The organism is Streptomyces sp. NPDC055243 (assembly GCF_044544025.1).
Classification (GTDB): Bacteria; Actinomycetota; Actinomycetes; order Streptomycetales; family Streptomycetaceae; genus Streptomyces.
On sequence record NZ_JBITWR010000001.1, the window covers coordinates 797017 to 817748 of the forward strand.

The following is a 20732-nucleotide window of genomic DNA, read 5'->3' on the forward strand; positions in this document are numbered from 1 at the left end:
CCCACAAGAAGTCGGGCCCCAAGGAGGCAGCCGTCAGCTACCTAGCGTGCGCCGGGGGACCAGCAGACCCTACGCCGCCGCCCCCGCCGGATCATCGAGTACCGCCCGTACGACCGAGTGCGCCGCCCCCAGCAACGGACCATCGGAGCCCAGCCCGGAGACAGCGACATCGCACGTCGTACTGGCCGTGCGGCGCCCCAACTCGGCCTCCAGCGACGGCAGCAGCCACGGCGCGAGCCGCGACAGGGCTCCGCCGAGCACCACCGAGCGCGGGTCCAGCAGATTCACCGCACCGGTCAGCGCGATGCCCAGTGCGGCCCCGGCGTCGTGCAGCGCCCCTCGTACGTCCTCGTCGCCCTCAGCGGCGCGCTCCGCGAGCAGCCCGACGCGGTCCGTGCCCGGATCAAGGCCCGCCGCGCGCAGCACCGCCTCCTCGCCCGCGTACTGCTCCAGGCAGCCACGGCCGCCGCAGGGGCACGCCGGGCCGTCCGGCCACACCGGCACATGGCCCAACTCCCCGGCGAAGCCACGCGTCCCGCGCAGCAGCCGGCCGTCGACGACCAGCGCGGCGCCGATGCCGATCTCCGCCGAGACGTGGAGGAAGTCCTGCGGCACCGAGTCGCCGAGCCACAGCTCGGCCAGTGCGCCGAAGTTGGCCTCGTTGTCCACTGTCAGTGGCAGGCTGCCCGGCAGCAGAGTGCCGAGGTCGACGTCGTGCCAGCCGAGGTTGGGGGCACGGACCACCGTTCCTGTTCCGCGGGCGACGAGCCCGGGGACGGCGACGGCGAGTCCCGCCGGACGCAGCCCGGCCTGGTGGGCTTCGTTGCTCACCTGCCGTATCAGGGCGATGAGTTCCTTGACGACGGGCTCGGGGGCACGCCCCCGGTTGTCGCCCTGCCGCACGGCACGCGCGCGTACCTCTCCACGCAGGTCGACGGCGCAGACCGAGAGGTGATCGACACCCACTTCGGCGCCGATGCCGGCCGGTCCGCTTCCGCTGACCGCCAGTGCGGAACCCGGGCGCCCCACCTTGCCGGGACGCTCGGGGCCCAGCTCGTCCAGGAGCCCGGAGCGGATCAACTCGTCCACCAGGGTGGAGACGGCGGCCCGCGTCAGGCCGATCCGGGTGGCCACGGCGGCACGGGACAGCGGCCCGTGCGCCGCGACGGCGTGCAGGACGCGGGAGAGGTTGCGGCGGCGCATCCCCTGCTGGGTGTCGGGCAGCCGGGCTTCGGACGTGCCCTGGCGCGCGTCGTGCGGTGGTGCGGTCATGCCCCCGTCAGCCCCTGCTCTTGCGTCCTCATGGCCGTGTGTCCTCCTGGCCCGCGCTGCCGAGCAGCGGCGCCGCGTCGGAGACTACCCCGGCGATCCGGGCGAGAGCCGATTCGTCCCGCTCCACAGAGGGCAGCACGGGCCCCTCGGCCGTACCCCAGCGGCGCGCGACAGCTGCCGGGTCCTCGCCCGTGAGGAGGCCCGCGGCCTGTGCGGCGGCGCCGAGCGCGACCAGTTCCCGGGCCTCGGGCACCTGAACGGGGCGTCCGGAAAGGCGCCGCACGGTGTCCTGCCAGGCCGTGCCCCGTGCTCCGCCGCCGATGAGCAGGAGCGGGGCCGAACGGTCCGCGTCCGCGTCCAGGACCAGATCAAGGGCGCCGAGCAGCGAGTGCACGGCCCCGTCGTAGGCCGCCTGTAGGAGCTGACCCGGCGTCGTGTCGTGCCGCAGTCCGTGCAGCAGCCCCGACGCGTGTGGCAGGTCAGGGGTGCGCTCGCCGTCCAGATAGGGCAGCAGGGTGACGGCGCCGCCCGCCTCCACCGCCTCGCGATCCAGGCTCAGCAGGGCGGCCACCCGGTCCACTGCCAGGGTGCAGTTGAGGGTGCAGGCCAGCGGGAGCCAGTCGCCGCGTGCGTCGGCGAAGCCGGCCACCGTCCCCGTCGGATCCGCGGGGCGCCGCGTGGAGACCGCGTAGACGGTTCCCGACGTTCCCAGGCTCAGCACCGGGGTGCCGGGGCGCAGGCCGAGTCCGAGTGCCGCGGCCGCGTTGTCGCCGGTGCCGGGCGCGACCAGCGTGCCCTTGGAGAAGGGCAGTTCGCCGCTTCCGCGCACAGTGCCCGCGACCTCACCGGGGCGGACCACGCGCGGAAGGAGTTCGGGGTCCAGGCCGATCAAGCCCAGGACCTCTTCGTCGTACGCCTCCGTCCCTGATGCCCACCATCCCGTACCGGAGGCATCGCCCCGGTCGGTCGTGCCGGATCCCGTGAGGCGTTCGGTGAGGTAGTCGTGGGGGAGTCGCACGGCCGCGGTGGCGCGGGCCGCCTCGGGCTCGTGCTCGCTGAGCCAGGCCCACTTGGTCACCGTGAAGGAGGGCCCCGGCACGCTGCCGACGCGCTCGGCCCACGCCTTCGGTCCCCCCAGGCGGTCCACCAACGAGCGGGCCTGCGTCGCCGAACGGACGTCGTTCCACAGCAGCGCGGGCCGCACCGGCCTGGACTGCGCGTCCAGCGTGACGAGCCCGTGCTGCTGGCCGCCGACCGATACGGCTGCGGCCTCGCGCGCCGCGCTGCCGCACTGGTCCAGCGCCGCGCACAGGGCGTTCCACCACTCCTCGGGATCGCTCTCGCGGGCGCCCCCCGAGCTGACGCTGTGCGGGGCCTGACCACTGGCCACCACCCTGCCCGTGGCGGCGTCGACGACCAGAACCTTCGTGGACTGCGTGGAGCTGTCCACGCCGACGACGAGGGGGCCGTCGGCTGCTGGTGCTGAGGACATCGAGGGTCTCCGTTCCCGCGGCTCTTTCCGGGCACGCCCGGACTTCTTTCCGTCCGACCTTCCCAGGGATGCCTCCGGATACTAATTTGTTAAGCGCCATGACGAAATAGTCGCGGCAGCCGTACATCACGGGCACGCAGTCATGCCCGGGTCGGCCACGCAGTCGTGCACCAGTCATCCAGGGAGCCGCACATGACGTACCAGCCCACTCCTGAGGACAAGTTCACCTTCGGCCTGTGGACCGTCGGCTGGCAGGGAAGGGACCCGTTCGGGGACGCGACCAGGGCGGCCATCGACCCGGCCGACTCCGTGCGTCACCTGGCTGAACTGGGTGCCTACGGAGTGACCTTCCACGACGACGACCTGATCCCCTTCGGCGCCACGGACACCGAGCGCGATTCGCACGTCAAGCGCTTCCGCCAGGCGCTCGACGCGACGGGCCTCGTCGTCCCGATGGCGACCACGAACCTCTTCACGCACCCCGTCTTCAAGGACGGGGCGTTCACCGCCAACGACCGCGACGTGCGCCGTTACGCGCTGCGCAAGACGATCCGCAACATCGACCTCGCGGTGGAACTGGGCGCCCGTACCTACGTCGCGTGGGGCGGCAGGGAAGGCGCGGAGTCCGGTGCGGCGAAGGACGTACGCGTCGCTCTCGACCGCATGAAGGAAGCCTTCGACCTCCTGGGCGACTACGTGACGGAGCAGGGATACGACCTGCGCTTCGCGATCGAGCCCAAGCCGAACGAGCCGCGCGGCGACATCCTGCTGCCCACCGTCGGGCACGCCCTCGCCTTCATCGAGCGCCTGGAGCGTTCCGAACTCTTCGGCGTCAACCCCGAAGTAGGCCATGAGCAGATGGCCGGCCTCAACTTCCCGCACTCCATCGCCCAGGCCCTGTGGGCGGGCAAGCTCTTCCACATCGACCTCAACGGCCAGACCGGCATCAAGTACGACCAGGACCTGCGCTTCGGGGCGGGCGATCTGCGGAGCGCCTTCTGGCTGGTCGACCTCCTGGAGAGGGGTGGTTACGAAGGACCGCGGCACTTCGACTTCAAGCCTCCGCGTACGGAGGACTACGCGGGTGTGTGGGCCTCGGCGGCCGGCTGCATGCGCAACTACCTGATCCTTCGGGATCGTGCTGCCGCGTTCCGCGCCGACCCGGACGTCCAGGAGGCCCTGCGGGCATCCCGTCTGGACGAGCTGGCCCTGCCGACCGCGGAGGACGGCCTCTCCGGGCTGCTCGCCGACCGCGCGGCCTTCGAGGACTTCGACGTGACGGCCGCCGCGGACCGTGGCATGGCCTTCGAACACCTCGACCAGCTGGCCATGGACCACCTCCTGGGGGCGCGGGGCTGACCGGAGGCTCCACTCCGAAGGCATCAACTTCCGCACAGGGGTCGCATCCTGACCCTTTCGAGGCGACTCTTGACGGTATGGCCATGCCGCCCGTACCGCCGCCTCCCCCTCCGCCGGGCGACACGCCCCCTCCGGGCGATGGTGGCTTCGGCCCGCCCGGAGGAGGGTACGGTCCGCCTCCGGGCGGCGGGTACGGGCCGCCCCCGGACGGCGGGGGGTGGCCTCCTGCGGGTGGCGGTGTGCCCCCTGGCGGTGGCGGGTGGCCGCCTCAGCCGCCGCCGGGTGGGCCCTCCGGGCGGCGCGGCGGCCTGTTCGTCCTGCTCGCCGTGCTCGTCGCGATCGGAGTCGTCGCCGCAGTGGTCCTCGTGGTCAGCAGCGGTGACGGTTCCGGTGACAAGAAGGGCCCCTCGGGGGCCAGCGAGAGCTCGGAAGGCAAGCCCACCCCGTCGCTGAGCATCCCCTCGGAGCTTCCGTCCGAGCTTCCGACGGAGCTGCCCTCTGACCTGCCCAGCGGCCTGCCATCGGACTTCCCCAGCGATCTGCCCAGCGACCTGGACTCCCTGGTCCCCTCACGTGTGGACAGTGAAGTGCCCTACTACTTCTTGCAGGTGGGCGTCACCAGACCACTGTCCTGACCGGGGTGTCGAGCGTGGGGCCGACGGGCTCAGATGCCCTTCGGCAGCCGCACGTACGTCACCGTGGTCTCCACGTCGCTGTCCACGAGCCGGCCGTCCTTGTCGAACGCCTCTGCCCCGTCGGTCATCCCGAAGTCGTTGTCGTTGATCAGGGCGAGGGTGCGACTGTTCACGCGAGCCACGCCTTCGATCTTGTCCGGCACTCCGTCGATGGTGTCCAGGTCGACCAGGAGACGCTTCTTGAGAACGGGCACTCCGGAGGCCGCCGGATCGTCGAGCTGCTCCAGGGAGGGCTTGGTGGCGGCGTCGTCCCACCGCTCTCCGAGGATGTCGGAGCGGCGGTCGAGCTTCACCATCTGCAGCCGCGCGGCCTTGTCGGTGCGCTCCTCGACGAGGAGCCGGCCACGGCCGACGGCCACCACGGAGGAGATCTTCAGCTCGGACGTGTCGTCCTCGCCCGGGTCGACGACATCCACCGCGTCGAAGCGGTACGCGTACTCGGCGGTGACCGCCTGCTTCTTCGGTGAGAAACGCAGCAGCCGCGCCGTCCGCGATGCGTCCCCCGCGTCCTCGTCCGGGAGGGACAGCGGGCTCTGGACCGCCATCACCAGGTCGCCGCCCGGCAGTTGGGCGAGCCCTTCGAAGCCGCGGTTGCCCTTGCGGTGCAGCAGGACGCCGGGCAGCGCCTCGACGACCGGGTAGTCGGCGCCCGACAGCTTCAGGCCCTGGGGAACATAGCGCTTGAGTACCTTCCCGCGAGCGGAGACATGCACGAGTGAGGGCCCGTACTCGTCGACCAGCCAGAAGCTGCCGTCGTGCGCCCGCACGATGCCCTCGGTGTCCAGGCCGTTCGGGTCGTACGTCAGCGGGGTCTTCGCGTCGTAGGTGTAGGGCGCCTCGTCGCGCCCCTTCTGGTTGGGCAGTCCGGTGACGGGCTTGCCGGAGGACGTCGTCAGGGGGAGCGCGTCGATGACCTTCACGGTGTCACCGGAGACGCGGACCTTCACGATCGCCGGGTCGAAACCGGGCACGGGGAAAGTGCGCCGCTTCTTGCCGTCCACCTTGATCTGGCCGTTCGGGCCTCGGTCGGTGACCGTCCAGAACTCGCCCTTGCGGCCCGCCGGATAGATGTCGCTGCCGATGCCGCCGAGATCCACACCGCGGTCGTCGTTCACCGTCCCGGGCAGCAGGGAGTTGCTGAACCTGCCCAGAGGGACGTCGCCCAGGGTCGCCGTCGAGGTGATCCGGGGCGCCTTCTCCTTGCCGCCGGTCGGGGCCCCCGTGGCGGTCCCGGTCACCGCGATCGCGGTGAGCACGGCGATCGGCACACCTGCTGCGACGGAACGGCGGACGCGACGCTGACGGGCGGCGTGCGGGGACATGAGTGCCTCCTGGGGCGCAAGTGTTCGGTGACAGCGATCAGACTTCGCCGTCGCCACGAACACAGGGAGGCAGAGAGGTGAACGTGAGGGGGCGTGCTGACGGCGCCTCCCGCGAGGGGCAGGAGGCGCCGCCGTCACCCACAGGCCGGTCAGCGGTCGTTGGGCACCTGGCCCTTGTCCTCCCCCTTCGCCTGGATCACGCTGACGTACTCATTCACTCCGGGGCCCTGCGGGAAGGGGGAGGCCAGTCGCGGTCGGTACCCCCTGAACCGGTGTGATCCACAGTCGCGGATGACATGCTCGCGCTCAATCGCTGGTCAGGGGGAGTGCACGTGCCGGTGTTCCCGGCGCGTGTGTGAGCGGCGTGGACACGCCGGTGGCCGCCGTTCCGGCCAGGAGGTGCGCTGCGGTGGCGTGAACGCGTGGGGTGGCGCGCTCCGTAGGGGCGACGGTGCGGACACGCGGGGGTGCGGGCACGCGACGGTGCGGGCACGCGGGGATGCCCGCACCGGATCTGCCTGCCCCTACTCTCCGCTGGTCACCGCGGCCAGTGCCGTCGCGGGGTCGTGGGCCGCGGGGCCCGCCGGGGTCCAGCGGCCGCGCTCCTTGCGGTAGGGCCACCAGCGGCCGTCGGACCCGTGCCGCAGCTGGGCATCGCTCCCGACCACCGTCCAGCGATTGCGGGCGGCCCGAAGCTGTGGCCGCTCGTCGTCGTCCCAAGCCGCGTCCAGCGCCGCACGCGCGCGTGCCAGTGCGTCCGCCTCAGGAGTCCACTCCTCCTCCAGGACGGCCAGCGCGGCAGGACCTCCGAGCTCCCAGGCCCGTACGGCCAGCGCGAGCCCGTCCTTGCCGCGGCCAGCGGCGGTCGCGAGACGTCCGGCCACCGCCGCGGGAGCTATGACGGAGAGGCGCACGGCATCCTCGTCCAGCGTCAGTTCCTGCTCGACCGGCTTCTGCTCGTGCCCGGAGGAAAGCGCCTCGGCCAGCATCCGGTGCGCCTCCACGGCCGCCTGCGCCGCCAGGAACTCCAGCGCTGCCACATCGAGACCGGGCGCCGGCTCCGCCTCCGTGTCGAGTGAGGGCGGCAGGCCCGGCTCTGACGGCAGCGGAGGGAGGTCGGGCAGCGGAGGGAGGATGGCCCCCTCCGCGTACGCCTCGTCGGCGTCCACGCCCTCCTGGGCCCCCTCCTGCTCCTGCGCCGGCTCCTCCTCGGCCTCCGCCGGTGCCACGCTGCGTACTTGCAGCTCGTCCAGCAGCTCGCGCTCGGCACGGCCCCGCATCAGGAACAGCACGAACGGATCCTGGTCGAGCAGCCGGGCCACCTGATAGCAGAGCGCGGCGGTGTGGCCGCAGTGGTCCCACGCGTCGCAGTCGCACTCCGGCTCCAGGTCACCGATGCCGGGCAGGAGTTCGACCCCCGCTGCCGCCGCGTCCTCCACCAGATGCGGCGGCATCTCGCGGTCGAGCAGCGCCGCGATGTGGCCGGCCCGCTCCACGGCCATGCCCAGGAAGCGGTCCCACTCGTCCTCGCTGAGCTGCTGAAGCAGTACGTCGGAGCGGTGCGGCGTGCCGTCAGGGTCCTGGACGACCGCGGTGATCCGGCCAGGGCGTACCGAGACCGCGCCCACGGCCCCCGCGCGCGCCAGTCTGCGTCCGGCCTTCAGCTGCGCGAGGTCCAGCGCCGTGTCCTCCAGTGCCTTCAGCCAGGCCTGGCCCCACCAGCTCTGCGCGAACCCCCGCCCGTGCGCGGGCGGCAGTGCCGCGAAGGTGCGCTCGTGCTCGTCCGCGCCCTCCCCGTGACGGCCGTCCCCGTGTGTGTCGCCATTCGACTCGTTGTACATGTCGCTCATCGCGTCCCCCCTCGCAGCTCCACCAGATCCGACAGCTCGGCGTCGGTGAGTTCCGTCAGCGCCGCCTCGCCCGAACCGAGGACCGAGTCCGCCAACTCCCGCTTGCGCAGCAGCATGTCGGCGATGCGGTCCTCGATCGTCCCCTCCGCGATCAGCCGGTGCACCTGGACCGGCTGTGTCTGCCCGATGCGGTACGCCCGGTCGGTGGCCTGCGCCTCGACGGCGGGGTTCCACCAGCGGTCGTAGTGCACGACGTGCTCGGCCCGCGTCAGATTCAGTCCCGTGCCCGCGGCCTTCAACGACAGCAAGAAGACCGGGACTTCACCGTCCTGGAAGCGCTCCACCATCGCCTCGCGCGCCGCGATGGGCGTACCGCCGTGCAGGAACTGGGACGGGGTGCCGCGGGCTGCCAGGTGCTGCTCGATGAGGCGCGCCATCTGCACGTACTGCGTGAAGATGAGCACGCTCGCGTCCTCGGAAAGGATCGTGTCGAGCAGCTCGTCGAGGAGTTCCAGCTTCCCGGAACGGCCCTCGATCCGCGGCTCGTCCTCCTTGAGGTACTGCGCGGGATGGTTGCAGATCTGCTTGAGACCGGTGAGCAGCTTGACGATCAGACCGCGGCGGGAGAAGCCGTCGGCGCCGGCGATCTCCGCGAGCGTCTCGCGCACCACGGCTTCGTAGAGGCCCGTCTGCTCTGTGGTGAGCGACACGGCCCGGTCGGTCTCCGTCTTGGGCGGCAGCTCGGGCGCGATGCCCGGATCGGACTTGCGCCTGCGCAGCAGGAAGGGTCGCACGAGCTGGCCGAGTCGCTCGGCCGCTGCCGGGTCCTTGCCGCTCTCGACGGCCTGGGCGTAGCGGGTGCGGAAAGTGCCGAGCTTGCCGAGCAGGCCCGGTGTCGTCCAGTCGAGAATGGCCCACAGCTCGGAGAGATTGTTCTCCACGGGGGTGCCGGTGAGAGCCACGCGCGCGCGTGCCCCGATGGTGCGCAGCTGCTTGGCGGTGGCCGAGTAGGGGTTCTTGACGTGCTGGGCCTCGTCGGCGACGACCATCCCCCACGGCGTGTGGGCCAGGCTCTCCGCGTCGAGTCGCATCGTGCCGTACGTGGTGAGCACGAACTCCCCGTCGGCGAGGCCTTCCAGGCTGCGCCGGGCACCGTGGAAGCGGCGTACGGGCGTGCCGGGGGCGAACTTCTCGATCTCGCGCTGCCAGTTGCCCATGAGGGACGTGGGGCAGACGACCAGGGTGGGGCCCGCGGATTCGCGGTCCGACTGCCGGTGCAGATGCAGGGAGATGAGCGTGATCGTCTTGCCGAGACCCATGTCGTCCGCGAGGCAGCCGCCCAGGCCCAGGGAGGTCATCCGGGCCAGCCAGTTCAGGCCGCGCAGCTGGTAGTCGCGCAGGTTCGCGGCGAGAGCTTCGGGCTGTCCGACGGGCTCCATGCCCTCGGGGTCCGCGAGGCGCTCGCGGAGGGTGGCGAGCCAGCCCGTGGGCTCGACGTCCACGCGGCGCCCCGCCACTTCCGTGGTGCCCGTCAGAACGGCGCTCAGGGCATCGATCGGCGTGACCTTGTGGTCCTGGTGCGCGCGAGCGCGCCGGGCCTCTTCGGGGTCGATGAGAACCCACTGGTCGCGCAGGCGCACCACGGGGCGGTTGGCTTCGGCCAGACGGTCGAGCTCCTCGCGGGACAGCTGCTGACCACCCAGCGCGAACCGCCAGTTGAAGGTGAGCAGCGCGTCGGCGGAGAGGTAGGACGGCGTGTCCGACGACGGCTTGTCCGGGTCCTTGGCCTCGTCGTCGGGCGGGCCGATGACCGCGCGGGCGGTCAGGTTCCGTGCCAGCTCCCTGGGCCAGTGCACATCGACACCCGCGGTGGCGAGCATCCGGGCCCCCTCGCCCAGGAGCGAGGTGACCTCTTCGTCGGCGAGCTCGATCGCATCGGGCACGGTGGCCGAGAGCAACGGGGCGAGCGGCGGCCACGCGCGCGTGGCGCGACGCAGCGCGAGCAGGGCATCCATCCGGGACCGAGGCCCGAAGGCCTGCCCCGATGCGCCGGAACCGGCCCACACCTCGGCCGCGTCGGCGACGAGCGAGGGGTCGCTGACGCTGTGCATCTGCAGCACGGCGCGGAACGGCAGTCGGGTCCCCTCGGAGGTGTCCGACACCAGGCCGGGCACCTCGACGCGCAGCGAGATGCGTACGCCGGCGTCGTGTCCTGCGGCGACATCGGTGGCCCAGGGGCGCTGATCGGGGATGTGCTGGGGCTGCGGGGAGGCGAAGGCGGGCGCTCCCGCGGCCAGCGTCGCGGCGGGGGAGCGCGGCAGCGCGTCGGCCACCGCGTCCAGGAACTGGCGCAGCAGCCGCTCGGGTTCGGGCAGCCGCGGCGGTTCGGTGTCCGCCAGCGGGAGGGCGTGCGCGGCAGGGGGCATCGCGGCGGCGAGGTCGCGCAGGCGTCGCAGGTCGTCGGCGCCCAGCGGACCCGAGCGCCATGCGTCGTGATCACTCGGCGTCAGTCCGGGCAGCAGCAGGCCGCGTGCGGCGAGTTGCAGCGCGAGCACCCCCGCAGCTCCCCAGAACGCGGCCGTCGGATGACTTCCCGACGCGGCACGCGCGCGCGTCAGGACCGGCAGCGCGACCCGCACCGGGAGCATTACGGCCGACACGTCGTTGAGCTGTACTCCGTCGTCGCCGGGCACGGCGACGGTCAGCTCCTCGACGGTGCCCGCGGAGCAGGCGGGCGGTGCGTCCCCGTCGGGGCGCCAGAAGGCGACCCGGCCCATGCGTGCCGGGTCGGCGGATACGAACAGCACAGAGCAGCGGGACAGTTCGGAGAGCTCGGAAGGTGACGCGGCAAGGGGCCTCAGCACGGCGATGGCGCATTCCTCAAACTTGACTACTAGGGGCGGAGTCGCCGAGGGTACAGCACGCTCGGGGCAAGGTGTGAGTGATCAAGGAGTGATCCCGGTCACGCCCCTCCCGTGGTGTACTTAGCCCCCCTTCCAGACGGTGCTGACCCCCTTACAAGACGGGTGAAGGCGCCATGGTTGCCCCAGGTCACCGGCTCATACGTTGATTGGCGTCAGCCCGACCCAGTCAGAGACCGGAGACCTCACCATGTCCCAGGCCGCCGCCGTTGTCGCGGAGCGTTCCCCAGTCACCACCAAAAGACAGCCCGCCGGGAGCGACTTCGCGCCTCTCCTGCGCACCGTCAAGGAACAGGGGCTGCTGGGCCGCCGCACCGGCTGGTACGCCCGCACCATCGTGGTCAACACGGTGGCGCTGGCCGCCGTGGCGACGGGCATGTTCCTCATCGGAGGCTCCTGGTGGGTGCTGCTCCTCGCGCCCGTCCTGTCCGTGCTGTGCGCCCGGACGGCGTTCATAGGCCATGACGCGGGGCACTCCCAGATCACCGGTGACCGCCGGGTGAGCAATGCCATCGGCCTCATCCACGGCAACCTCCTCCTCGGCATGAGCTCTGCCTGGTGGAACGACAAGCACAACCGGCACCACGCCAACCCCAATCACCTGGAGAAGGACCCCGACGTCGCCGCGGACGTCCTTGTGTGGACCAGCAAGCAGGCCAAGGTCCGTGTGGGCTTCCGGCGCTGGATCACCCGCAACCAGGCCTGGCTGTTCTTCCCGCTGACGCTGCTCCAGGGCATCGCCATGAAGATCTACGGCTTCCAGGATCTGCGCCGCCAGGCCCCGCGCGAACGCGTCTTGGAGGGCCTCCTGCTGGTGGCCCACCTCGTCGGATACGTGACACTCCTGCTCGTCACCATGCCGGTGGGCCACGCCCTCGCCTTCGCGGCCATCCACCAGGCGCTCTTCGGCCTGCATCTCGGACTGGCCTTCGCGCCCAACCACAAGGGCATGGAGATGACCGACTCCGACGGAGAGCGCTGGGGCCACCTCAGCCGCCAGGTCCTGACCTCGCGCAACATCCGTGGCAGCGCGCTGACCGACTGGTTCCTGGGCGGACTGAACTACCAGATCGAGCACCACCTGTTCCCGAGCCTGCCTCGTCCCAGCCTGCGCCGCGTTCAGCCTCTGGTCCGCGCCCACTGCGCCGAACTGGGCATGCCGTACACAGAGGCCGGGTTCATCGACTCCTACCGGCAGGTACTGCGCCACATGTACGAGGTCGGCGAGCCGCTCAGGGTCGAGTAGTCGCTGACCCGCGGCGCTCCTCAGGGTTGCGTCAGGGTCGCTCCTCAGGGATCTATCAGGGGAGCAGACTGGAACCGTGGGCGGCCTGATGCCGTTTCTCAAGACAGAGAGCGGCAACAGCCGCGAAGGAGGCGTCGCACATGTCGAAGAACGCGAAGATCGCCGCAGGAGGTGTGGCGGTCGGCATCATCCTGTTGTTCTGGCTGCCCTGGTGGGCCGCCCTCCTGATCGTGCTGGGTGTCCCGGCGGCGGCCTATCTGACCCTCGATCCCGGGCAGCGGCGCAGGCTGCGCCGCGTCTCACGCAAGGAGCTGGGCCACTGACCCCGCCGCCGGAGTGACGGCGCTCGCCCTCGTGTGCCCCGCGCGTCAGGCGGGGCGCACGGCCATCTTGTCGAGCGCGTCGAGAAGCGAGGGGAGTTCGGGCCCGCGGCCCACCGGCAGCACTTCTCCAGGCTCTTCGTCGAGGAGCACGAACGCGATGTCGTCGGTCCTGGCGACCATGGACCAGCCAGGACCGTCGGCACGCAGGGTGCGGGCCTCTCCGGAGGCGAACGACGACCGCACGCGACCCAGGGGCGGCGGAGTGTCCACGTACGCCCGTGCTTCCGCCAGGACGCGTCGTACGCCGGTGAGATGGCCCTGATCGGCGTCGGCATCGGTCTCGGGGGCGTCGCTGTTCCGCGGGCCGGGGTCCTTGTCCCCCTGATCCGCGACGGCCTCGGCTCCGTCGGTCAAGAAGTCGGCGTCGTCGATCCGATCCCGCCAGGCCGCCCACTGGAGCGCGATCTCGTCGGCGCCGAGCCGTCGCTGAGCGGGACCCCAGGTGTCGGACTGAGGAGGCGAGAGCGGCTTCTCGTCCGCCTCCTCGGGCTCGGGATCGTGCGGCGCGGGCACGTTGGGTGCCGCCACGGCGACCGCGAGCGGCCAGCCGGGAAGCGCGGCGACCACCGTGCGCTCGTCGGGCGACAGGTCGTACTCCATGCCGCAGTCCCAGGAGGCGATCGCGACGGCCACAAGGGAGACGTCGTCGATGACGACGGTCCACCGGGCACCCGCACCGTCCTGACCGAGCACCAGACCGTACCCGTCGGCGAGCGGCGCGAGCCCCAGAGCCGCGCACGCCTCCGGATAGTCGTCACCGAGCACACTCGGGAACTTCGCGGGTGTCAGCAGCACCGCGGTCAGCACGTACAGCGCGTCGTCATCGGCGGCGACAGCGTCGTCCGTTCCGGCCATGCCAGCCTCCCCATCGCTTCATCCGTCGGCGCACCCTAACCACAGGTCCGCTTGATCGTCGAGGGGCGCGTGACCGGGACGTCAGGCGGCGGGCAGGCCGAGGAGCGTTCGTGCCACGTCCGTCGGCGACTCGTCGCGCTCCCGGGCGAGGGCGATGACCGCTCGACAGGCGAGCTCGCTGACGCCAAAAGACAGAGCCTCCGGTGACACCCAGCCCGTGGCCTCGTCCATGCGGTCCTGGTCGTCCTCGGCGCTCGCCGCCACGTAGACGGCTGCCGCCTCGAAGAGGTTGTGCGGACGCTTCTCCTTGCTGCGAACAGCTTCGTCCGTGCGCCACAGCTTGCGGATCTTGTCGAACATGTGGGCCACCTTCCCCCTGTGGTTGCCGCTGATGATCACTCATCTGTTGTACCCCAACGTAGAGTTGGAGCTCCAACGACAGAAGGGGGTCCGTGCGGTGAAGCGCTATGACCGGCTCAAGGAGATTCGGCGTCTGGACCCGGAGAAGGACGCCCTGGCGATCTACCGGCTCACCGCGACGTACGAATTCCCCTGGGACTACACCCGCGCTCTTGAGCTGGCGCTCTACCGCACGTACGCCGTGCCCAGCATCGGCCGGCTCCTCGCCGAGACGGCGGAACTGACGGATCGTACGCAAAAGCGGTACGACGACACGGCCCTGCTGCTCGACACCGTCGTAGAGCACGGCTTCGGCACGGACGAGGGCCGCACCGCCATCCGCCGCATCAACCAGATGCACCACAGCTACGACATCAGCAACGAAGACATGCGCTACGTCCTGTGCACGTTCGTCGTCATGCCCAAGCGCTGGATCGACGCCTACGGATGGCGCACGTTGTCACGCCATGAGACGACCGCTGCCGCCGTCTACTACCGCACCTTGGGGCGGCACATGGGGATCCAGGACATCCCGGACACCTACGAAGCCTTCGAGAAGTGTCTCGATGCCTACGAAGAGGCCCACTTCGCTTGGGACGAGGGGGCGCGCAAGGTCTCCGACGCGACCCTCGATCTCATGGCCTCCTGGTATCCCGGCCCGCTGGCGCCCCTGTTGCGCGCCTCGACTCTCGCCCTGCTCGACGAGCCCCTCCTGCGCGCCTTCCGCTACGAACCGCCGGGCGCCGTCACCCGCACGCTGGTCAGGCGCGCTGTGCGGTTGCGCGGCCGGGCCGTGCGCCTGATGCCGCCTCGTACCGCACCGCACTACGCCCGGCAGAACTGGGAGATCAAGGGCTACCCGAAGGGGTACCGCGTCGGTGAGCTCGGCACGTTCCCGGTGCCCGGCGTCCGGGGCTGCCCGGTGGCGCACACGGACGAAGCGGCCCCCTCCTCAGCGGAGTGAGCTCAACGTCGTCCGCAGCCAGGCGAGTTCGGCACGGCTCGTCGCACGCGCGACGGTGAGGATGCCGCGTCGGAACGGGTCGTCCAGTTCCTCGGCGCGCAGTGGACGCTCGCCGTCGTAGAAGAAGCTGGCCGGCTCCTCCAGAAAGGCCAGGCGGCGCTCGAGGACCGCGGCCTGGGCCGCCTTGTCGTCCACGTGGCGCAGAAAGGCGAGGACCGTGAACCAGCGGTTCTCGTCGGTGATGTCGGCCCGCTGCGGCTCCGTGAGCCTGCGGCGCAGCTCGCTCCTGCCCGCCGCGGTGAGGTTCAGGACGTGACGCGGGGCCGCCACGGAGCCCGGCTGCGTCTCGCGGGCCAGCAGGCCGGCCTTCTCCAGCCGTTTGATGGCGGGGTACAGCGTGCTCTCCGCGACCGGTCGTACGTGCCCGGTCAGCGCGGTGATGCGCTTGCGCAGCTCATAGCCGTGCAGGGGCGTGTCGTAGAGGAATCCGAGGATGGTCAGTTCGAGCATGGAGGGCATTCTGTCGCACCAGCGGTGTACCTCTGATCCGCCATACATCGTGACCGATGTATTCTTCTTCGGAGCACCGGCATACGAGTGGGGGAGCGACGATGCGACAGGCACGGTTCGACGCACAGGGCAGCTGTATCCGCTGGACGGAGAGTGAGGGATCGGACCCTGCCCGGGTGTATGTGCACGGGCTCGGGGCGGCGTCGGCGGTCTATCACGCGCATATCGCGGCCAGGCCCGAACTGGCCGGACGCCGATCGCTCTTCGTCGATCTGCCGGGCCACGGCATCAGCGACCGGCCGGCGGACTTCGGCTACTCCCTGGAGGAGCACGCGGACGCCCTGGCCGCGGCGCTGGACGAGGCCCAGCTGACCGGAGCGGAGATCGTCGCGCACAGCATGGGCGGCTCCGTGGCCATCGTGCTGGCGCACCGCCGCAGCGACCTGGTGTCACGGCTGGTCCTCACCGAGGCCAACCTCGACCCCAACCCCGCCGCGACGGAGGGCAGCAGCGGAATCGCGGCCTACGAAGAGGAGGATTTCGTGGCCGACGGGCACGCGCGCGTGCTCGAGAGGGTTGGCCCCCAGTGGGCGGCGACCATGCGGCTCGCCGATCCCCGCGCCCTGCACCGCAGCGCGACGTGCCTCGTGCGAGGGACGAAACCGACGATGCGCGCGATGCTCATGGACGCGCCCGTGGAGCGTGTCTTCTTGCAGGGCGCGCGGAGCGGCGAACTTGTGGGCGCAGACCAGCTGGTGGCGTCCGGGGTGCGGGTGGTGACCGTGCCGCAGGCGGGGCACAACGTCATGTTGGACAACCCGGAGGCGTTCGCCGCGGAAGTTGCCGGACGCCAGTGATCCGTCGGCCCGTTTGGTTGGGCTTGCGGCTCAGTCCTCCCGTACGGCCATTGCGAGGAACCGCGCGTCCTCGTCGACGTACGAAGTCATGCTCCATCCCGAAGCGGCGAGCAGCGGGCGGAGGTTCTCCTCGGCCCGCAGATCGTCCGGGGTGATCTGACGGCCCTGCCGCGCCGCGAGCGCCGCCCGGCCGATGGGGTGGAACAGGGCGAGGGTCCCTCCGGGACGCACCACGCGCCTCAACTCCCGCAGATTCTCGGCCGGATCGGGCAGATGGGAGATCAGGCCCGCGCCGAACACGGCATCGAGCGACGCGCCCCGCAACGGAAGCCGGGTCACGTCAGCGAGCAGGAGCCGCCCTTCGCGGTCCCTGCCCGCCCGCGTGGCGGTCTCCAGCATGGCGGGAGTCAGATCGACCCCGAGCACGACTCCGGAAGGCCCCACGACCTCCCTGAGCGCGGGCAGCGCCCGCCCGGTGCCGCACCCGGCGTCGAGGACACGACCGCCGGGGCGCAGGCCGAGCTCGGACGCGGCGGCCCGGTAGGCGGGCCCGTCGTCGGGGAACCGGCTGTCCCAGTCGGCCGCTCGGGCGGAGAAGAAGTCACGGACACGCGTGTGGTCATCGCTCATGTGGCCATGATTGCTCAACGACGTGCATGCGCGTTGGGGGCACACGTTCGAGCGTCATGCGATCGTTCAGGATCCTCTCTCTGTCAGATTCCAGCAGCTTTCGAACTGCGCCCCCGTTGTGCGCCCCTGCCCGGACTAGCGTCCCGGAGCCATGGGACACCTGGACCACGCCGCCTTCGGCTGGCTGACCCCCGTGCTGTCGTACGCGATGGCCTGTATAGGCGCCGCCCTCGGGCTGCGCTGCACCGTCCGTGCGCTCGGCGCCACGGGCACCTCGCGCCGCAACTGGCTCATCACCGCGGCCTCCGCCATCGGCACCGGCATCTGGACGATGCACTTCGTGGCCATGCTCGGCTTCGGGGTCACCGGCACCGAGATCCACTACAACGTGCCCCTGACGATCCTCAGTCTGATCGTCGCGATGGCCGTCGTCGGAGCCGGCGTCTTCGCCGTCGGCTACGGCCGTGACCGCGGGCGTGCGCTCGCGCTCGGCGGGCTGACCACCGGGCTCGGCGTCGCGAGCATGCACTACCTGGGCATGGCCGCGCTGCGACTGCACGGCGACGTGCGCTACGACCCGGTGCTGGTCGGTCTCTCCGTGGTCATCGCCGTCGTCGCGGCGACCGCGGCGCTGTGGGCGGCGCTCAACATCAAGTCGCCTCTCGCGGTCGCCGTCGCGTCGCTCGTCATGGGCGGGGCGGTGAGCAGCATGCACTACACCGGAATGCTGGCCGTGAGCGTGCGGGTCACCGAGTCCGGTGCGGCACTGCCCGGGGCCACGACCATGCAGTTCATCTTCCCCCTCGCGGTCGGCCTCGGGTCCTATCTCTTCCTGACCTCGGCGTTCGTCGCGCTCTCCCCGACCTCGGGGGAGCGTGAGGCCTCCGTGGCGGCCCAGCGACCGGTGCAGCGCGCCGCCCGATAACGGCGTACCCGGACCGGCCACGGCCGGGCGGGCACACGCCCCGACATCTTTCCGAGCGAGGAGGCCATGCGCACACCCCGTAGGACCCCCGACCCGGCCGACGGCACGGTGCCGCCGCAGCCCGGGGCCCCGGCACGTGGTCGCCGCGCACACGCGGGACCACCCGCCGACGAACGGCCCGACGCAAAGGCCCCACCGGAGCCCGCGCCGCCGACACCGTCCGCGCGCGGGCGGTCGAGGTGGCCACGCCCCCGCACCGTACGAGCCAAGATCGTGTGCCTGCTGATGGTGCCGGTCGTCTCCCTGCTCGCGCTGTGGGGGTACGCCACGGTCACCACGGCCCAGGACGTGGCGCACCTGCGTCAGTTGCAGCGTGCCGACGCCCAGGTGCGCGGTCCCGTCGACACGGCCATCGCCGCGCTGCAGGCCGAGCGAGTGGCGGCCGTGCGCTACGCGACCGAACCCACGCCCACCCGTGACAGCGCCCTCCAGAGGCAGGCGGGCCACACGGACCGCGCGCTGGCGAAACTGCGCCGCGGTGAGGGCCGGACGGTCGCCGACGGCGCGGATCTGCCCACCGGCGTGGAGTCCCGGCTCGAAACGTTCCTCCTCGCAGCCGAGGACCTGAGCACGGTGCGCGCCGACGTGCTCGACCGCCGCACGGGCTGGGACGCGACCTACGGCCAGTACACGAAGACCATTTCGGCTGCCTTCGGAGTCGGCGGCGCCCTCACCGGCATCCAGGACTCCGAACTCGGCTCCCACGCGCGCGTGCTGCTCGAATTCTCCAGGGCCGCCGAGATGCTGGCACGCGAGGACGTCGTCCTGTCCAGCGCCCGGCTCGACGGTTCCCTGGACGGCGAACGACTGCGCCAGTTCACCGGAGCCGTCGACACCCGGCGAACCCTGACCGACACGGCGGTGGCGGATCTTCGCGGACCCGAGCGAGCAGCCTGGCAGGACCTCGTGGAGGGGAGTGCGTACGCCGACGTGCGCGCCGTCGAGGACAAGGTGCTCGTCGCACCGCCCGGCCGCGAAGCCGCCGACGCGGCATCGGCCGCCAAGTGGGACAGCTCCCATGCGGCGGTGCGGGACGGACTTCGCGCGATCGACGCGGGCGCGAGCCGCAGCGCGGCCGACCGGGCCGACCCGTTCACCCGAGGGTTGCTCACCCCGGCAGGCGCCGCCGTACTGCTCGGCCTCGTGGCCGTCGCCGCCTCGCTGGTCATCTCCGTACGCATCGGGCGAGGCCTGGTCGTCGAGCTGGTGAGCCTGCGCAACGGAGCCCTGGAGATCGCCCGCCACAAACTCCCGCACGCCATGCGGAGGTTGCGGGCCGGCGAGGAGATCGACATTCACGCCGAAGCGCCACCCGGTCCACCCGCGGAGGACGAGACGGGGCAGGTCTACGAAGCGCTCGGCACGGTGCACAGGGCGGCCCTGCACGCCGCCATCGAACGCGCGGAACTCGCCAGCGGCATCTCAGGAGTCTTCGTCAACCTCGCCCGCAGGAGCCAGGTTCTCGTGCACCGTCAGCTCAGCCTCCTCGACAGCATGGAGCGAAGGTCGGACGACCCGAACGAACTCAGCGACCTTTTCCGGCTCGACCACCTCACCACCCGGATGAGGCGGCACGCCGAAAGTCTGATCATCCTCTCCGGCGCCGCACCGGGGCGCGCCTGGCGCATGCCCGTCTCCCTGACGAACGTCGTCCGAGCGGCCGTCTCCGAAGTCGAGGACTACGCGCGCGTGGAGGTACGGCAACTTCCCGCCGCCGCGGTCGTCGGCACGGCCGTCGCCGACCTCACCCACCTCCTGGCCGAACTCGTCGAGAACGCGGCCCAGTTCTCGCCGCCCCACACCAAGGTGCGGGTCAACGGCGAACCGGTAGGCAACGGCTACGCCCTGGAGATCGAGGACCGCGGCCTTGGAATGGGCGCGGAGACCCTGGCCGAGGCCAACCGCCGCATCGAGCAGTCCGAAGCGCTCGACCTGTTCGACAGCGACCAACTGGGACTCTTCGTGGTCAGCAGGCTCGCCGCGCGACACGGGGTCAAAGTGCACCTTCGCACGTCCCCCTACGGCGGGACCACCGCGGTCGTCCTCCTCCCCACAGCACTGCTGCAGAGCACCACACCGGAGAGCCCCGGAGCCCACACCATGGAACGTGACCGCAAGCAGGACGCGCACGCGCGCGTGCCCGACACCGCGCCGCTGAACGGAAACTCCGTTCCTGCCCCGACCGCCCGCCCCGCACTGTCCGCCTCGGCGGAACCTCCGGAGACCACGCCCCCAGGCGTCACCGCACTCCGCCTGCACAAACCCCCGGACACGGGACCCGACAGTGCCCCGGAGCCTTCGGACGACCTCCCGCGCCGCGTGCGCCAGGCCAGCCTGGCCCCCCAACTGCGCGAGCGGCACACCGACGACGCGGCCGGTTCCGTGAGCGTCCGCGCAGACACCGAACGCAGCCCCGAAGCGGTACGGGACCGCATGGCCGCCTACCGCGACGGCTGGACCCGAGGCGGCGGACGCCGACCGGGCATCGTCGGCGCGGTCCCCGACATTCCAGGGCCCGCACCGGCCAGTGACAGCACCGAAGGAGACCACGCATGATCCAGGATCAGAGCATCACCGCCGGCCGGTCCGGCGAACTCGACTGGCTGCTGGATGACTTGGTCTTGCGCGTCGGCGAGGTACGGCATGCCGTGGTGCTGTCGAACGACGGACTCGCCGTCGGCGCGTCGACCGCCCTCAGCCGCGAGGACGCCGAGCACCTCGCCGCGGTGGCCTCAGGATTCCACAGCCTCGCCAAGGGCGCGGGAAGGCACTTCGGGGCCGGAGGCGTGCGCCAGACCATGGTCGAGATGGACGACGGCTTCCTGTTCGTGGCCGCGGCGGGCGACGGCTCCTGCCTCGCCGTACTCAGCTCCGTGACGGCCGACATCGGCCTGGTCGCCTATGAGATGGCACGCCTGGTCAAGCGGGTGGGCGAGCATCTCTACACGCCACCGCGCTTCGCGGCGCAGCCACCGGCCGCCGGATGACACAG

18 protein-coding genes are annotated in these 20732 nt (G+C 71.3%); 9 read left to right on the forward strand and 9 right to left on the reverse strand.

Annotation, left to right across the window (positions count from 1 at the left end; translation table 11 throughout):
• Window positions 1-69: 69 nt before the first annotated feature.
• Together ACIGXX_RS03445 and xylB are read right to left on the reverse strand one after the other, a co-directional pair.
• Entirely contained in the window at window positions 70-1272 is a 1203-nt protein-coding gene (locus ACIGXX_RS03445; protein ID WP_399972306.1) for an ROK family protein, read from the reverse strand.
• Window positions 1273-1300: 28 nt separating this feature from the next.
• Window positions 1301-2764: a xylulokinase gene (xylB, locus tag ACIGXX_RS03450; protein ID WP_399972309.1), complete on the reverse strand. Its 1464-nt coding sequence runs from the start codon at window positions 2762-2764 to the stop codon at window positions 1301-1303.
• Window positions 2765-2956: 192 nt separating this feature from the next.
• On the opposite strand from xylB, the gene xylA reads away from it, so the two are divergent.
• Both xylA and ACIGXX_RS03460 read left to right on the forward strand, forming a co-directional pair.
• Complete coding sequence (xylA, locus tag ACIGXX_RS03455; protein ID WP_361464943.1) at window positions 2957-4123, forward strand: xylose isomerase; 1167 nt, start codon at window positions 2957-2959, stop codon at window positions 4121-4123.
• Window positions 4124-4362: 239 nt separating this feature from the next.
• Window positions 4363-4758, forward strand: coding sequence for a hypothetical protein (locus ACIGXX_RS03460; RefSeq protein WP_399972313.1), 396 nt, complete (start codon window positions 4363-4365; stop codon window positions 4756-4758).
• A 29-nt stretch (window positions 4759-4787) separates the two neighbouring features.
• Here the strand turns inward: ACIGXX_RS03460 and ACIGXX_RS03465 are convergent, their stop codons facing one another.
• The 3 genes from ACIGXX_RS03465 to ACIGXX_RS03475 form a co-directional block, all read right to left on the reverse strand.
• Window positions 4788-6140 (reverse strand): esterase-like activity of phytase family protein, encoded by a 1353-nt coding sequence (locus ACIGXX_RS03465; RefSeq protein ID WP_399972316.1) that lies wholly within the window; start codon window positions 6138-6140, stop codon window positions 4788-4790.
• 524 nt (window positions 6141-6664) lie between these two features.
• The gene (locus ACIGXX_RS03470) at window positions 6665-7990 is read right to left on the reverse strand and encodes an SWF or SNF family helicase (RefSeq protein ID WP_383824024.1); all 1326 of its coding nucleotides are present in this window, start codon (window positions 7988-7990) and stop codon (window positions 6665-6667) included.
• Window positions 7987-10794: a DEAD/DEAH box helicase gene (locus ACIGXX_RS03475; protein ID WP_399972829.1), complete on the reverse strand. Its 2808-nt coding sequence runs from the start codon at window positions 10792-10794 to the stop codon at window positions 7987-7989. The genes ACIGXX_RS03470 and ACIGXX_RS03475 overlap by 4 nt, the downstream gene beginning before the upstream one ends.
• A 307-nt stretch (window positions 10795-11101) precedes the next feature.
• Between ACIGXX_RS03475 and ACIGXX_RS03480 the strand changes: the two genes are divergently transcribed.
• Both ACIGXX_RS03480 and ACIGXX_RS03485 read left to right on the forward strand, forming a co-directional pair.
• Window positions 11102-12157 (forward strand): acyl-CoA desaturase, encoded by a 1056-nt coding sequence (locus ACIGXX_RS03480; RefSeq protein ID WP_361464930.1) that lies wholly within the window; start codon window positions 11102-11104, stop codon window positions 12155-12157.
• 140 nt (window positions 12158-12297) lie between these two features.
• Complete coding sequence (locus tag ACIGXX_RS03485) at window positions 12298-12480, forward strand: hypothetical protein (protein WP_361464928.1); 183 nt, start codon at window positions 12298-12300, stop codon at window positions 12478-12480.
• 45 nt (window positions 12481-12525) lie between these two features.
• Here ACIGXX_RS03485 and ACIGXX_RS03490 read toward each other — a convergent pair whose 3' ends face one another.
• Window positions 12526-13395, reverse strand: a complete 870-nt coding sequence (locus tag ACIGXX_RS03490; RefSeq protein ID WP_399972321.1) for a hypothetical protein — start codon at window positions 13393-13395, stop codon at window positions 12526-12528.
• 81 nt (window positions 13396-13476) lie between these two features.
• Entirely contained in the window at window positions 13477-13755 is a 279-nt protein-coding gene (locus ACIGXX_RS03495) for a hypothetical protein (RefSeq protein ID WP_361464923.1), read from the reverse strand.
• Window positions 13756-13852: 97 nt separating this feature from the next.
• Here ACIGXX_RS03495 and ACIGXX_RS03500 point away from each other — a divergent pair, with 97 nt between their 5' ends.
• A complete protein-coding gene (locus ACIGXX_RS03500) occupies window positions 13853-14758 on the forward strand; it encodes an oxygenase MpaB family protein (protein ID WP_361464920.1) in 906 nt (301 codons plus the stop codon).
• On the opposite strand, the gene ACIGXX_RS03505 is transcribed toward ACIGXX_RS03500, so the two are convergent.
• Window positions 14747-15268: a PadR family transcriptional regulator gene (locus tag ACIGXX_RS03505; protein WP_366462594.1), complete on the reverse strand. Its 522-nt coding sequence runs from the start codon at window positions 15266-15268 to the stop codon at window positions 14747-14749. The genes ACIGXX_RS03500 and ACIGXX_RS03505 overlap by 12 nt on opposite strands.
• A 101-nt stretch (window positions 15269-15369) precedes the next feature.
• On the opposite strand from ACIGXX_RS03505, the gene ACIGXX_RS03510 reads away from it, so the two are divergent.
• Window positions 15370-16125 (forward strand): alpha/beta fold hydrolase, encoded by a 756-nt coding sequence (locus ACIGXX_RS03510; protein ID WP_399972327.1) that lies wholly within the window; start codon window positions 15370-15372, stop codon window positions 16123-16125.
• Window positions 16126-16155: 30 nt separating this feature from the next.
• Here ACIGXX_RS03510 and ACIGXX_RS03515 read toward each other — a convergent pair whose 3' ends face one another.
• The gene (locus ACIGXX_RS03515) at window positions 16156-16755 is read right to left on the reverse strand and encodes a class I SAM-dependent methyltransferase (RefSeq protein WP_361464913.1); all 600 of its coding nucleotides are present in this window, start codon (window positions 16753-16755) and stop codon (window positions 16156-16158) included.
• A 151-nt stretch (window positions 16756-16906) separates the two neighbouring features.
• Between ACIGXX_RS03515 and ACIGXX_RS03520 the strand changes: the two genes are divergently transcribed.
• The 3 genes from ACIGXX_RS03520 to ACIGXX_RS03530 all read left to right on the forward strand — a co-directional run bounded on the left by ACIGXX_RS03520 (window position 16907) and on the right by ACIGXX_RS03530 (window position 20727).
• The gene (locus ACIGXX_RS03520; RefSeq protein ID WP_366462592.1) at window positions 16907-17680 is read left to right on the forward strand and encodes an MHYT domain-containing protein; all 774 of its coding nucleotides are present in this window, start codon (window positions 16907-16909) and stop codon (window positions 17678-17680) included.
• Window positions 17681-17746: 66 nt separating this feature from the next.
• Window positions 17747-20296 (forward strand): nitrate- and nitrite sensing domain-containing protein, encoded by a 2550-nt coding sequence (locus ACIGXX_RS03525; protein ID WP_399972331.1) that lies wholly within the window; start codon window positions 17747-17749, stop codon window positions 20294-20296.
• The gene (locus ACIGXX_RS03530; RefSeq protein WP_351156340.1) at window positions 20293-20727 is read left to right on the forward strand and encodes a roadblock/LC7 domain-containing protein; all 435 of its coding nucleotides are present in this window, start codon (window positions 20293-20295) and stop codon (window positions 20725-20727) included. The genes ACIGXX_RS03525 and ACIGXX_RS03530 overlap by 4 nt, the downstream gene beginning before the upstream one ends.
• Window positions 20728-20732 lie beyond the last annotated feature (5 nt).